This window comes from Vibrio hepatarius (assembly GCF_018860525.1).
GTDB lineage: Bacteria > Pseudomonadota > Gammaproteobacteria > Enterobacterales > Vibrionaceae > Vibrio > Vibrio hepatarius_B.
Genome location: NZ_JAHKPM010000015.1, coordinates 79424 through 93831, shown reverse-complemented (window position 1 = coordinate 93831; position 14408 = coordinate 79424). Strand labels below are relative to the sequence as shown.

Here is a 14408-nt window from a genome sequence, read left to right as displayed (position 1 = left end):
TCTTCGATCATATGACCAAGACGATCACTCGGGTAGCTTGGGTCTAAAGGTACATAAGCGCCCCCGGCTTTTAGTATGCCCAACAGCCCAATCATCATCTCAAGGCCACGCTCAGCGCACAGGCCCACTAAAGTATCGGCCCGCACGCCCTGCTCCAGTAAATAATGCGCTAACTGGTTGGCTCGCTGATTGAGTTCACCATAGCTTAGGCTCTCATGGTTAAAGACTAAAGCGGTCGCTTCAGGCTGCTGAGCGGCTTGAGCTTCAACCAGTTGATGAATACAAGTCTCGCCTGGAAAATCGTGTTGGGTGTCGTTCCAATTTTGCAGCAGGCCTTGCTCATCTGGGCTTAAAATCGGTACGTTTGAAATAGCTGAACTAGGATTCTGAGAAAGGTAGTGCAAAATGGAAAAATGGCGTTCTATTTGTAGGTCTATTTCATCTTGATTAAAACATTCGGGCTTGTAAGTGACTTTTAGTGTGAGTGAACCCTTATCGCCGTAATCACACCATCGAAATTGTAAAGGGATTGAGTCTTCAGGAGCTGAATAGTGATGAAAATTGCTTTCTAAAGAACCCATTTCTAAATCAATATCAAAAGGCTCATAATTCACTACAACATCAAATAGCCCACTAGTACCCGTGGCTCGATCTAATGCTCTCTTAAGGTGTATCAAGGGAAAGCGTCGATGACGGTACTCTTGTTTTTGCTGCGCAGAGATCGACCGAATAAACTCCCCAACCTCCTGTCTTTCATCTGAAATATCAATTAAACTAGGGATAATATCAGTCATCATCCCCACTGTTTGCCTCTCTTGCCGATTATGACGACTCAGTAAGGGAATACCAAAACACAACCGCTTGGCTCCAGTACTCTTAAAATAATAGATAGATAGTGCCGCCAAACTCAGCTGCTGGATACTAACGTTTAAGTCGCTACAACCGTTACGGATTGATTGTGTTAATTCTCCGGGCAGTGTCATTTCACAGTGCTGAACTCTTGATAACTCTCGCTTGCTCGAGTGAATATCTAACAAAGGATCCGGTAGAGATTCGTAACGTTTTAACCAAAATGCTTTATCTTTATGATACTGAACTGACTCCATATACGTCAGAGCATTCAAGGTTGCTACTTGATAAGAGGGCAGGTCAGCCAGCCAGTCCAGTGGTTCTCCATACAATATACAGCTATAGGCTTTAGCAACCTGCCTTCCAAAATGCGCATAACCATAACCATCAACAATAATATGGTGTGCTTTGCAGACCCACCAAAATTCTTCATGCTGAACTTTAAAGAGTTTATTTATATAAAGGCGGTCTGACTGAAGACTGAGCGGCTCAGAAAAGATCTGATGTAACTCAACTAGTGCTTGCTTAACTGGGTCTTTCTCGCTTGACAGATCAGTAATATCTAGATCTTTTATCCGCATTTCTTTTGGTTTAACACTCTGCTCTGAAATGGAACCATTACAGTCAAAACTAAGACCAAAGGCGTCCAGACCATCAATTACGAGATGAAGCGCTTTCTCAAAAAGATCGACATCTAATCTCCCATTTATCTTGACATACCCACCAATATTGTAAGCAGGAGATTCAGGCTTAATTAGCTGCTCAAAATAAATACCTTCTTGAGAGGGGTGTAAGGGAAAATGGCTTGGCGTATTATGCCTGTAATCCTTAGTCATAGCGTTTACTCCTTTAAAGCGCTTGATATAAAGTTCAGTTTTACATGTGTTATTTTTATTACAGTCGACTTGATGTCAGGCAGGGATTGTTAAAAAATCAAGGTGTTGTAGCAACAAGAAACAACAAGCAATAATAAATTATGGAACTTGCTTTAGGACAATAAGTGAAATTAATTAAGTAGCGAGTAAATACGCTTTGAGAAATCCTAGCAACAGAATCTTCTACCTCGCGTTTAACCTCGCAATACGGAATGAAACGCTGAAGTTTTCAATTTGGTTATTTTTAAAGAGTATAAAAAATCAAAGGCAAACCGATTGGTTCGCCTTTTTTAGTTTTGATTGCTGTAAGCAAATTATTCGGCTGGTGTGATAGTCAGATGAGCATCATCAAAGCCAAGTGCCTCAAGTTCTTGTGAATCAAAGTTGGTTGTGATTTCTATATCACCAATTTGTTCACTAACCAGAGCTTCAGTAGAGCGTTTGGTACGGTTACTTATCGGTGTGGCTTGACCAATTTCTATCGTACCAGCAAATTGTGATTCCGCGTTAAAATCACCAGAAACACGAGAGTAAAATGGACGTAGGCTCTCTCCCGTCACAGTTTGCATATTCTCTAAGCCATTTTCAGTGATAGCCCAGCTCCAATCCCACCATTTGACTTCACCCGGAATATAACGGTGGTCCCATTGATAACGAATATCTGCTGATTCATTGCTCCCACGTCCCATAGTAAAAGTGTGTTTTACGTTAGGACGGTCGTCTGGGTGAGAATGCCAAGCGTTGCCACTCCAGCGTAAAAACCCATCAAATTCAACATCATAGCTTATATCCGCACCAAAGCTGTATGGATAAGAAATACTCGAGCGATAAAGTTCGACACGAATCGGGAGCTCAGAATTAGCAGGCACGGTTGGTCTTGCTTGGAGCGCCACTTGTTCGCTAGTCGAGCCGCCATTAGTCTTGGCGAAACTTTGATTAGCTTCAAGTGAAATCGAAATCTTAGTCTTGCCAACCAAAGGCCACATAAGTTCATTTTCTGTGGACACCGATTGAGCAAAACCATAAGTGTCAGTTTTAGACCAATTGGTTGACTCATTCAATGACAGATCTACCACCACCTGCTGTGGAATGTCACTTCTATTACGAGCAATCGCAGTCACGGTTTTTACCAGCTGGCGATCAGATTCGGTTATGTCACCGTGGGAGAAGTCGCTATCGTTGAGAGTATACGCAAAATTATTGATTGTGATTTTGCTTTTCTCATCACAGCGGTAGCCGTCGCACGAGCCATCCTTATTGCCTTGAATCACCCAACCGTCGCCTTCACGTCTGACATCCATATCTTCGCCGACAAATTGGCTATGGTTGCCACTAACCCAAGCATAACCAAGGTAATGAGCAAGATAACTCAATGGACGCACAAAGTTAGCGTGATCAGTTACCAGCGCATACTGAATGTCTACCTCATCGCCTTCAGGAATGGATGCCTTAGGCATAGTGGTAATTTCAGACACCGCATTAACAGGGTAACACCAAGTGGTACTATTGGGAGTATCCTGCTTGATTCGACCGTGATAACCAGGTCCCATGATCACCCAGTCATCTTTTAACCCAGTAATTTGCCACTGACCCATGCGAGAAACAATGTAGTCCTTTTGTGCATTTGCTTCTAAGCGGTCTATCGGGCGGTAGCCTGTACGGCAGACATCTTCACCTAGTTGGTCAGTAACCAACTGGTCAGGATAAATCTTAGCTTGCGCACCTGCAGACAAAACGGAAATAAGCACGGATGGAATCAAAACTTTAAAAGTATTGGATATTCTCATAGCTCACACTCCTACTGTTAATTCAGTCAATAGTGATCACATAAGTCGAATCAATAGTAAACAAATAAATTAACAATATTAACAATATTAACAATAGTGTGGCATAGGTATCATTTTTTGGTTAATAATTCATAAAAAATATATAAATAGTCAGTTAGTTTGTATCAAGTGGGGAAGCTAGATCAGCATTGAGTGGCCTTTTTGTAGCACTCAGGCCTTTCCCAGCCTGAAATACATCGTACTAGAAGGGGTATTTTGGAGATTGCGTTACAAGAATATTTAAAATGTAAAGCATTGATTTTACGAAGAGGGTTAAGCGGCGCCAAAAATTAAAGATTGGCGCTATAGTGTTTTGTTAGCCGACAACTACTCACTTACAGAAGAATGCGTCTCGATCTTCTGCTTTGTGTAAAGGGTGCTTAGATATATGGTAAACCTTAGGTTCCACCAATTCTGAGCATAACCTAAAAGGTAGTTCATCAATACAAATTTGAGCTATAACCGCAGAGAAGTCTTTTTCATAGCAATCTTGAAGCAATTTAAGGTTCGTTGATGGGAAGCTGTTCTTAAATTCTTTGTTGAATTCTGGGGAAAAGTAGCGAATAAGTGCAGCTTCATACAGAGAGATTCGTTCGGCTTCCGTCGTATTTCTCAGCTTATCTAAGCCAGCTCGAATTCGCTCACCGTTCTCGTCGTTCTCTTGCGCAAACGGATTGAATACCGATACAAGCCTATTATCTGGCTGCACCTCCAATAAAAGAAGCGATAGGCGGTAACCATCAGGAACACCTTTCAAAGAAATTTTCTGAAGGGTCTCATGTTTTAAGAGTCTATCAAGAGCATTTCTCTTACCATCAGAACCATATGCTTGCCCGATATATTTGATGTCAAATTGGATCTCTTTTCCATAATCACAAACCATCTTTTGCATTTCCAATCCATTCCACCAACCTCGCTTGGCAGGGTCACCATCTTGCTCCAACAGATAGCAACCATCCTCAACTTTTAAATTGAGCCCTTCAGGCAAAGGAAATTCTAATTCGATCTGTTCGCCAATAACTATGAATTTGAGCTTCAGATTTCTTTCAACCTGTTCTGCACCATCAAAATCAATTTGGGGTAGAAAACCTATTATGTAAATATGACAACGAGAAATAATATCTTTATATTGTTCTAAAGCCTGTTTTTCATATATAAATTCAGCCGGAAGTGTAAAAAAGCTGTTCGCATACATATCTAAAGCATGTTCAACATCAAACTTTGCTTTGCCGAAAACATCTTGTTTATCTTTCATTATAATATCTAGCCTTATTGATTAATTTTGTTGCTTAACATTCTAAATAACGGGCAGTCTCGCTCTTCCAATTACCTAAACTTTAACCAAACCACCATCAAGCACTAAAACCAAAGCATATACACCATACTTCCTTTAAATAAAAAATCGAATGCACATTTGGGCGCATAAACTGATCAAGAACATGGAATGGGCTAAAAATAAAGTAATTGACGATTCTAACCTTAGAGCAGGACTTAGCCGAGAGAGTTACTGTGCTCTAGGTATTCTTTAAGTATTTAGAAGGAATATCTTGTAAGGAGAGGACAAATATCCTTATGCGATTGAACCTTTTCAGCTCAATGAGCTGCGCCAACTACTGTATTGTCTTTTACTTAGAGTAATTGACCAGCTCATCTGAGAACTCAACGGCGCTTTAATCAGTGCTTGCTGCTGGATGGGTTGATTGATAAAGCTTATCTATCATCAGCTTATCTAAATCTGAAAAAGCGTCATTATCCTGGTACGATATCAGGCCACCATTAGGCAGGCTGTTATAGTTCATTATCGACTGAACCTGATTACTTTGGTGTCGCAGACCAAATGCGTGTAATGCTTCATGTATCACCACATGGTAACTGTGGTTCCAAGTAAACAGCCTACCGGTATTGGTGATAAATTCATTTCTCCCATTCTGGAAGATGGTGTATGCACCTTGTGATGCTTGGTTAGGATCTCGTTTGAAAACCAGCTTAGGCTTGCTTAAATCACTCGTGTACTCAAAGCTTGTACCCTCATATCCTGCATCGACTAACGCTTTAGCCAATAGGTTGAGCTGAGTGGTTACCTCTGTCGTTTCGAGATTGATATCATTTTGCGTCCAACCACTGAGATTGGTAAAAGAAGGGTCAAAACCATAATAGTTCTTCTGACCTAGCTGAAGTCTTCCTGACTGGTTTGGGCCTCTTGGATACGTTTCAAGCTCTTTTGAAAAAACGACAAAGTTCTGATTTGTGACAACGTCTCTCTGATTACTAGCGCTTACTTCTGCGTTAGAATGGTCGTTATAAAAGAAGTGGATCGGCTCTATGTTTATTGCCGAGAAGAAATTATTGGCTATATCCTCCATGGCGAACCAAATAGGTTTAGCTGTCGAAAGGCTACTACCTATTTCAAAATTGTGGTCAGGCTGCGCAGAAATATCAAAAGAAAGGTAATAGTAATAATCCCGATCGTGACCACTTTGTCTCTCTTCACTAACCACTTCGTTTGAAACAATATCGCTAAATGTAGCTGGAGAAGGTGACAATCTATTCGCGAAACTAAAGGCTATCTTTCCCGTGTCATTTTCTAGAGTGTAGTTATCAGCGACGACACTACGCTCACCATAGTGAACGCGTAAAGTTAGATGATTCTTGATGTAATCAATAACAGTACTACCTGCTTTGCCTATCTGCTCCTTTCCAGCTTTGGAGATATGAATTCTTAACATATACTTCAGCCTTAACTTGCTGACCTTATAATACCCGTCACTATTCAGTGCCCCGACATTATCGTCAGTACTGATGGTCAAAGGGGAGTCTTGCCAACCATTTGAACTGTAATCATAAAATGACAGTCCAACTTTCTCAGAATGTAATTCTACAGCTGGTTGTTCAGATTCTCTGGTTTCTACTGCATCGGTTACCATGGTCGATTTCCTTTATTCAACGTTTTTATGGAACTCATTATTACGTGGCTAACTAACGAAAACCTGCCCCAAATAAAGTCATCGCCAGTACAACAATTTCTACCACTGGCAGTCATCATACTCCCCACAAATAACAACCTAAACGCATATAAGTACATGTGAGTTGATCAAGAACATGGAATACGATAAAAAAGCAAGTCACTGATAATATTGACTTTAGATGATACGATTAGCCGTAAAAGTGACGGATTTTAAACAAGGTACAGACTTGCATAGTGAGTCCCATCACCACATCAGTGAATAAAGTTAAGATTCATGGGAAACATAAATATACACCCCATATAGAGTTTTACTCCATACCAATACATGCTAAATTTTTATTGATTATTAACTCAATTAATGTAGTTTAGAATATTGTTAACATGTCATTATTCGGTGTTTCGCAAAACATTGAACATTGTTTGAGTCGCCAAAAGTCAGTTGTGTTAGGCGAATTTGGTAGGTGGTAAGATATGAAAACCAGTCGATTTTTTACTTTGCTATGGGCATCTTTGATTCTTGCTCAGTCTATTACCACAGCCAATGCGAATGAATCGCAGAGCCTTGCAGAACAACCATCGGAGCCTTCTCAAACGTCTACGCGCCTCTCATGCAATTCATGGAGTACGCCAGGTAATTTTACCTGTGACTTCTTGGATAAAAAGCCAGAAATTGGCTGCGACGATTGCTATATGGGCACTTTCTCTAAAGGCTGGACGATAAAAGGAAGTTGGAGCGGTGATTTTAGTTGGTTTGGAAAATGCGCTGCCGTTGATAACTCAACAACTACGCATATCAAACAGATCAGTGTCGCTGGACTACCCATGCCACATGTCGAAGTTACCCACACAGTTAATAAAGCCTGTACCGACGAAACCGGAAAGTCATGGGCGCCAGGTGACAAGGTTGGCTCTATGATAGATTATGATGCCTATATCCCGCCATCGGATTACTTTTCGGAAACATGGTCTACTAACTCATATTCTAATGTTAAAAAGAAGCAATGCTCGCAAATCAATTCTCATGGTGCTTTAGTGTGGGTATGTAGCGAGTACTTTCTCCTAAATGGAGCCTACGAGTATTACGTTGATTGGGAAGATTTTTCTAAAGCTTCTGGACGCTGCGCTAATAGTGGTTGGGAGCTCCCACCCTATCAAATCATCATCGATTATCTTAATGACAAAAATACCAAGCCTGCAGATCAAGAGCCCATGCATGAGCGGTATGTGTGGAGTGCAGAGAGTAACGAACCAGGAAGTCGATATGCTGTGTACAATAATTGGTCTTATGATTGGGAGAAAGGTACTCGTGCAGAAACAGATGGCGCTTATACCTTCTGCGTACCTCATGACCCTTATATGGAATCCTGTCCTATAGAAAATACCGCGAATTCCGACAATTGTTTTTATAAAAATGAAGATTGAGAAATACTGATTTTAATCAGTACTAGCTATAATTTGGCTGGTGAGGGGGACAAACGCGTATTACCTTTCTGAAAAACAAGGTGATATTACGCTAGAGTAATAACAAAAGGGATCTTCTTTTTATGGAAGCGCTTCATTTTTCTTCCCACTGAGCTTTTGCTGAAATCCGTTAAAACAGGCATGTCTGTATCTATCAGTCTATCCGCTACGTATTTCGCAACATGGTAGTTTGAATCACTCACAGCCAAGCACATCACAAATAACTTCACTTACAATCTTAATGGTTGCTTTTCGCCGCATCATAACTCACATCTTTCGCATAATATCTCAGAGTTTTTGTCCATGATTTTCATTTATAGCTATTCTGAATTTGACTAATTATTCAATTAAGTTCAATTAAATCAATAGTTTATTTTATCAATTTAACTCACAATGAAACAAGGTTTAAGACTATGAAAATGACAACAACGCTACTAGCTACTCTTCTTCTCGCTTCAACTGGTGCAGTGGCTAATACTGCTGCATTGACAGATCAAGAAAATCAACTGATCGAAAGAGCAGCGACATTAGATATGCGCGGTTGTGCGGTTGCATCACTTGAAGAGCTTCGTAACCCAGAGAGAAGAAACGCACTTAATTCTTTATTCCAAAGTATGAATATGGAACTACAAGGGATAGGCTATGAATCTATGGGTGCTGAATTACCAAGCTCTGAGCAAATGGCTACAGCGATTTTGGCAATGTGTAAAGCGAAGTATTAATTTATTTGTCCTTAATTCTTCTATCAAAGAGTGAGTTTTAACTCACTCTTTCTCGATTATTTAGGGTTTTCCAATGTTGTCAATTCATAATCCTCAAGTGCGGCATTTATGTGGCGAACTGAGATAAAAGCAAAAACCTTCAGCTAAAAAACATTTGGTATATTTACCAAAAAATCGTGTTATAGATTAAGTATGAATCACACAAAAGTATGTGCTTACTAAGCCAAACACACTATTTACTCCTCTTTATCTATGTCCATCCCCCCAGACAAAGCGCAAATGCATAGGTAAGCCGCTAGATATACGCTATTCTGCAAAGGTAGGGTTAAATATTTGTTATGGACTGAAATAAGTCGCTGGAGGAGTTTTAGGATGAAGATAACACTATCATATTTAGGCCCATTGTTACTGCTGCTTGCGAGCCAGTTAACATCGGCTGCGACCTTGAAAATGTCGCAAGATTTATGGCCACCCTACATTATGAACTCTGTGCAAGGCAGTGGGATCGCCCATGATATTGTTGCCGATGCTTTAATCTCTGCTGGTTACGATCTTGAATACGCGGTGAAGCCGTGGACTAGGGTACTTAAAGAAACCAAGTCTGGTCAAAGTGATGTGATTATTTCCCTTTGGAAAACTGAGGAAAGAGCAAAGTTTCTCTTATACACTGAGCCCTATACGCATAATAATGTAATTTTCATTTCTCTTAGCGAGTCTCAATTTGAGTATGAGTCACTCGACAGTTTAAAGGGGCTAAGAGTAGCGTTAATCAATGACTATGCCTACGCCAACGATTTGCGCCAATATAAAGATATGACAGTGATCAACACCCTAGACTTACCTAATAGCCTCCGGTATTTACTTGCCAACAAAGCCGATGTTATTTTGGCCGATGAATCTGTTGGTAAGTGGATCGCTCGCGGAATGAAAATACCAAAAGGTAAGCTTTACTTCAGTAAAACCCATTTTGACTCCACCCCCCTTCATGCCGCAGTTAGAAAAGATCACCCTGAGGCTGAAAAGATTGTCTTAATTCTCAATAACTACTTTAAAAATCACGCGAAAGGGAAGTTAGAAGCTCTGAATATGCTGTATGGTATAAGGTGAAAGCCCTTGAAGTAAGATGAACAAGGGCACTCGATAGTCAAACTGGTGTTGAAGTGAGAAATTAAAGCCCCTCTTACACGCAACAATAATAACAGCAACGTCTTAAGCAAAGAAACCGAACGACGCCGCGCTATTGATACCTACGTAAGGAAAATGGCTGTCATGTAAGTCAATGACCACAGATGGCCTTATGTGTGATGCCTGATCCCAAGCATTAAGCGACAGACACTCTAGCCCTTTATTGTCCTTCAGCCTCACCACCATTTGGACGTAAATGAGACTGAAGGCCTAACAAAAAGTTGCGTAGAACTTGGTCTTTGCACTCTCTGTAGTGTTTGTTCTCTGGCTTACGAAAAAAAGCACTCAGCTCATGCTTACTTAACCGAAAATCCACCAGTTTCAGGATTTCTAAGATATCTTCTGCTTTTAAGTTCAAGGCAATACGTAACTTTTGGAATACGATATTATTACTTAACTTCTCTTCCGGTTTAGGCTGCTCACCTTCCCGTTTACCACGCTTAAAATTGATTAAGCCGTTGAGAAATATGGCTAACTCTGTGTCACTGAGTTTGACAAACGATTCATCTTCTTCTTTTTTCAGCCAGCTAGTGACTTGTTCACCTGTCACCTTAAAATCAGCTAAAGAAAAAATCTCAGTCATTACATTATCTTTTAAATCAAATGTATAACGTACACGGCGTAAAATATCATTATTGGTCAAAATAATTCCTAGTGTTAGGTAAATCCAGTGCTATCAACATGATTACTGGAAGACATCGATGTTATCAGGTTTAGTACCGACTCCCTAGCTTAAACCTCTTTAGCAGCAGGCTTTGTTTTTTGTTCGTCTGTGTTATTGCGGGCATACCAATCGACGTTACGCGTGACTATCATAGTGAAGCTCAACGTCGCAAAACATAGCAATGCACCGAGCACTAGTGCGTAGTTCTCTGATTGCAGCAAACCAAACAACAAACCGTAGAGCGTGAGCAAACAAGCGCCAAATATAGCGCCATGCTTAGCTTGGTTTAACATACCGCCTACATACACACTTAATAACCCTGTCGACGCAACCGCTGAAACCACATAAGCCCAATTAAAACCCAAATGCTCGCTCATCGAAATCAGTAGCAGATAGAAAAGTGCCAACGCCAAACCAGTAAAGCCATATTGCACTGGGTGAATCGGACGCGCTTGAAAAAGCTCTAACAGAAAAAAGCTCGCAAAGGCTAACGTAATAACCAAGAGGGAGTAATTCTCCGCTCGGTGAGATTTTAAATAATGGTCAACAGGGTCAATCAAATCCACCCCCATTTGTCGCTGATCAAGCTCTTGGCATGCGTTGCTCGATGACAAGCAACTCTTGAATAATTGCACAATATTAGTAGAAAAATTATTGCTCACCCACTGCGCTTTAAACCCATTTTCTGATATGTCAGATGACACGGGTAAGTAGTCGCCGATAAAGCTCGGATGTGGCCACGAAGACGATAATTCAACACGAGATTGGTGGCCAATTGGAGTAACTTGCAGTTGACCCATACCTTGCAATAAGAAGTTAAGATCAAATGCCAAAGGTTTTTCAGCACTTAAGTCATCCAATTGCAACAGACTATGAAAGCCTTGTTGCAAGGTATCTAACCCTGTTCCCGGTATCAATTTAATATCAGATTGCGCAAGTGTCATGTCATTTAGGTGAATCAATCCGCGGCTGTCTTTAATACCTACCACTAAGCTGATGTTTTCGATATCGAGCGATCGCAGAGCTTGTAACTCTCCAGCATCGAACGTGCCGTTTAGCGCTACTTGGGCTTTGTATAAACGCGCACGATATATACCACGATACTTTTCAAAACTGTCCATATTGGCGCTCATATCAAACGTACTGGGTAAAAGGAATTTACGGCGCTCTTTAATCTGTACTTTTTCACCTCGATTAGTGGTCTCGGTGTAGTTCACCATAATGAAAGGGCCAATGATGCGTTGTTCACCGCTGCTACTGCGTGCAATGTCTTTTCTGACTTCATCTTGGCGTTCAGCGCGTTCTGAAATGAGCCCTGCCACCATTGAAAGTGGGATCTGTAGTAAGACAAACAAAAACAGCACAAAGGCGAACTTCATACCAAGTTGATTAGATAAGATTTTTTTCATTTGTTATTCTCCATATGCTGATATCAATAATCTAAATCAGCAAATTGGAGAATAAATGAAGCTAATGTGGAGTTTCTATGGAGTTGGTAACGTCAGGGTCACTTTCACGCCGGATGCAACGTTCTCTACCCGCAATGTGCCTTTATGCAGTTTGACGACTTGTTCGACAAAATTGAGCCCTAGCCCTGTGCTCTTAGCGCCATTTTCTCGGACGAGAGAATAAAAACGCTCGGTGAGCCGAGGCATCGCATAATCGACAATATGCGGGCCAGAGTTAAAAATCGACAGGCGTATATTCTGTTTAGAAACGTCTACTTCCCATTCGATCAATCCTTGAGCAACAACGAAGTCTAACGCATTGTCCATTAAATTAAACAAAGCTTGCTGGAGTAAAAACCGATCACCGAACATGATGAGGTTTTCTTCAATCTTAATCTGCGCCGTGACCGATTTAACACTTAAACGAGCATCTGCTGCTTGCACAACGTCACTCACTATTTGTCTCACTGAAATCGGTTCAATGTCTTCAAGCTCTGGACGTTTCTCAAGCCGAGCCAGCTCAAGCAATTTATCAATCAAGGACTGCATACGATCACTTTCTCGCTCAATGTTACTCGCAAATCGGGCGACCTTGTCTTTAGGTAAGGGCATCTGTAATATTTCACTTGCCCCTTTAATCGCTGACAACGGACTTTTTAGTTCATGAGTCAGCGTCTGAACGTACTCTTCGACATACTGCCTACCATCAAGCTGGTTACGCATTTTCTCTAACGCATCACTGAGTGTGCCGTATTCGTAGAAAATGCGAAAAGTCGGTTTTGAGACCTTTTCACCCTCACCCATTTTCGTCGCGTAGCTTTCTAGCTTATTCAAGGCCGAGTGGATTCGCCAAGCAAACAATGCACCTGCAAGTAGCACTAAGCCACTCATCCACACCATCCAAAACAGCAGATTACGTTTAGAGAGATCGATAAAGGGCTGCACAGATCGATTGGATTTCGCTACCGTGACACTGCCTATGATTTTACCCTGATGATAAATTGGCGCGGCCACATGCATGACTGATGAGAGTGGATCTGTTGGATCCTCCATGCTACTGCGCGCGCCATATTGACCGCGTAAAGTCAGATACACATCATTCCATTGTGAGTAGTCTTTACCAACATCTTGCTGCCAAGAGTCGGCAATCACAACCCCTTGTTGATCCGTTATATAGATCCGGTGATTAATCGTTTTTTTGCCAATCTCCCAAATTCGCGCTTGAGGCTCTCGTTTACCATACGTCGCTAACAGTGTGGAAAAGCGACTTTCTGATAGCTGTCCGTTGGCCAAGTCTTCTTGCGCTAACACGGCAATTAAGTTCGCCATGTCGACCAATGTCTCTTCGGTGGTTTTACGGACGGTGGGTTTAAGCTCTTGGACAAGGGTTTTACTCACCATATAAGCCGTCATTGCGACTAAAATGAAATAGAGAAAAAACAACCTTAGCCCAAGGGGGATCTTTGGCCAGCGACTCATGCTCTACCTTTTGCGCTATAGAAATAACCAAATCCGCGTTTGGTGCAAATTCGCTCAGACATGTCGAACGGTTTCAACTTATGGCGAATGGCTTTAATGTGGGTATCAATATTTCGCTCGTACGCTGCCTCTGGTGCCATATCCGCAGCCCGCATGAGTTGCTCTCGACTCAATACATTGGACGACGCTGAAATCAACTTATCCAGAACCTTAAATTCGACAGCGGTTAGTCCCAGCATTTGGCCAGCGACACGATAATCAAAGTTTTGTGCCACTAAATCATCGCGAGACTGCACTTGTGCAACGAGGAGATTCGCCTCTGGCTTTAATTCTGCCAGCGAGGATTTGGTTTTGATTCTGAGCTTAATTCGAGCCAGCATCTCACGTGGGCTAAATGGTTTGGTCACATAATCGTCAGCCCCGATCTCCAAACCAACCACCCGATCAATTTCATCACTTCTAGCAGTGAGAAAAATAATAGGGACATCAGAAAAGTCACGGATGATTTTGCACAATTCAAAACCATTCCCATCAGGCAAGCCGACATCCAGCACAACTAACGCGGCCAAATTGTGTTGTAGAAATGTCAAACCTTCGCCAGCCGTGTTAAACCATTCTACATGGTAGCCACCCATCTCTAAAACATAAATCAGGTTCTCAGCGATGGCAGATTCGTCTTCAATAATGACGACAGTTGATGGGTCATTCAATATCTATACCTCACAAGCAGAGTTTCTTTCTATGCCATAGCTGGCGACTACTTTAGGCGCAAAGACTAGCGGATTGAGAGTACAAAGGCAAAATTAGAAAGAGTGCTATATTATTTTTCAAATAATTGAACAATAAACTTGGGACATGATTGATAACATATGACAGCCAGTGCTCGAACAAAATTTAACACTACCATTTAATCAATCAAGCCGAAAACACTCTT

General features: G+C 41.4%; 12 protein-coding genes. 3 read left to right on the top strand and 9 right to left on the bottom strand.

Features of this window, described 5'->3' with window-relative positions; genetic code table 11:
• From KO511_RS04290 to KO511_RS04275, 4 genes are all read right to left on the bottom strand, one after another.
• Positions 1-1685, bottom strand: a 1685-nt coding sequence (locus KO511_RS04290; protein WP_215986231.1) for a condensation domain-containing protein, incomplete at its 3' end; no start/stop codon positions are given.
• A 353-nt stretch (positions 1686-2038) separates the two neighbouring features.
• Complete coding sequence (locus tag KO511_RS04285) at positions 2039-3511, bottom strand: aerolysin family beta-barrel pore-forming toxin (RefSeq protein WP_215986230.1); 1473 nt, start codon at positions 3509-3511, stop codon at positions 2039-2041.
• Between the two features lie 370 nt (positions 3512-3881).
• On the bottom strand, positions 3882-4805 hold the full coding sequence (locus KO511_RS04280; RefSeq protein WP_215986229.1) for a hypothetical protein: 924 nt from the start codon (positions 4803-4805) through the stop codon (positions 3882-3884).
• 415 nt (positions 4806-5220) lie between these two features.
• The gene (locus KO511_RS04275; RefSeq protein ID WP_215986228.1) at positions 5221-6474 is read right to left on the bottom strand and encodes a hypothetical protein; all 1254 of its coding nucleotides are present in this window, start codon (positions 6472-6474) and stop codon (positions 5221-5223) included.
• 512 nt (positions 6475-6986) lie between these two features.
• On the opposite strand from KO511_RS04275, the gene KO511_RS04270 reads away from it, so the two are divergent.
• On the top strand, positions 6987-7937 hold the full coding sequence (locus KO511_RS04270; RefSeq protein WP_215986227.1) for a hypothetical protein: 951 nt from the start codon (positions 6987-6989) through the stop codon (positions 7935-7937).
• Between the two features lie 86 nt (positions 7938-8023).
• Here the strand turns inward: KO511_RS04270 and KO511_RS04265 are convergent, their stop codons facing one another.
• On the bottom strand, positions 8024-8206 hold the full coding sequence (locus KO511_RS04265) for a His/Gly/Thr/Pro-type tRNA ligase C-terminal domain-containing protein (protein ID WP_354668150.1): 183 nt from the start codon (positions 8204-8206) through the stop codon (positions 8024-8026).
• Positions 8207-8389: 183 nt separating this feature from the next.
• On the opposite strand from KO511_RS04265, the gene KO511_RS04260 reads away from it, so the two are divergent.
• Both KO511_RS04260 and KO511_RS04255 read left to right on the top strand, forming a co-directional pair.
• The gene (locus KO511_RS04260) at positions 8390-8698 is read left to right on the top strand and encodes a hypothetical protein (RefSeq protein ID WP_125322594.1); all 309 of its coding nucleotides are present in this window, start codon (positions 8390-8392) and stop codon (positions 8696-8698) included.
• A 372-nt stretch (positions 8699-9070) separates the two neighbouring features.
• Positions 9071-9805: a substrate-binding periplasmic protein gene (locus KO511_RS04255; RefSeq protein ID WP_252724246.1), complete on the top strand. Its 735-nt coding sequence runs from the start codon at positions 9071-9073 to the stop codon at positions 9803-9805.
• Positions 9806-10043: 238 nt separating this feature from the next.
• Here KO511_RS04255 and KO511_RS04250 read toward each other — a convergent pair whose 3' ends face one another.
• The 4 genes from KO511_RS04250 to KO511_RS04235 form a co-directional block, all read right to left on the bottom strand.
• Positions 10044-10526, bottom strand: a complete 483-nt coding sequence (locus KO511_RS04250) for a DUF1456 family protein (protein ID WP_215986226.1) — start codon at positions 10524-10526, stop codon at positions 10044-10046.
• A gap of 89 nt (positions 10527-10615) precedes the next feature.
• Positions 10616-11956 carry a cell envelope integrity protein CreD gene (creD, locus tag KO511_RS04245; protein ID WP_215986225.1) on the bottom strand — a complete coding sequence of 447 codons (1341 nt, stop codon included), beginning with the start codon at positions 11954-11956 and terminating at the stop codon, positions 10616-10618.
• A 75-nt stretch (positions 11957-12031) separates the two neighbouring features.
• Positions 12032-13474: a two-component system sensor histidine kinase CreC gene (creC, locus tag KO511_RS04240; protein ID WP_215986224.1), complete on the bottom strand. Its 1443-nt coding sequence runs from the start codon at positions 13472-13474 to the stop codon at positions 12032-12034.
• A complete protein-coding gene (locus tag KO511_RS04235) occupies positions 13471-14184 on the bottom strand; it encodes a response regulator (protein WP_215986223.1) in 714 nt (237 codons plus the stop codon). Before KO511_RS04235 ends, creC begins: the two co-directional genes overlap by 4 nt.
• Between the last annotated feature and the right edge of the window lie 224 nt (positions 14185-14408).

Excerpts from the sequence above, each read along its gene's own strand:
- KO511_RS04255 (WP_252724246.1), top strand. The coding sequence starts at position 9,071 with ATGAAGATAACACTATCATATTTAGGCCCATTGTTACTGCTGCTTGCG.
- KO511_RS04280 (WP_215986229.1), bottom strand. The coding sequence starts at position 4,805 with ATGAAAGATAAACAAGATGTTTTCGGCAAAGCAAAGTTTGATGTTGAA.
- KO511_RS04270 (WP_215986227.1), top strand. The coding sequence starts at position 6,987 with ATGAAAACCAGTCGATTTTTTACTTTGCTATGGGCATCTTTGATTCTT.
- KO511_RS04285 (WP_215986230.1), bottom strand. The coding sequence starts at position 3,511 with ATGAGAATATCCAATACTTTTAAAGTTTTGATTCCATCCGTGCTTATT.
- creC (WP_215986224.1), bottom strand. The coding sequence starts at position 13,474 with ATGAGTCGCTGGCCAAAGATCCCCCTTGGGCTAAGGTTGTTTTTTCTC.
- KO511_RS04275 (WP_215986228.1), bottom strand. The coding sequence starts at position 6,474 with ATGGTAACCGATGCAGTAGAAACCAGAGAATCTGAACAACCAGCTGTA.
- creD (WP_215986225.1), bottom strand. The coding sequence starts at position 11,956 with ATGAAAAAAATCTTATCTAATCAACTTGGTATGAAGTTCGCCTTTGTG.
- KO511_RS04260 (WP_125322594.1), top strand. The coding sequence starts at position 8,390 with ATGAAAATGACAACAACGCTACTAGCTACTCTTCTTCTCGCTTCAACT.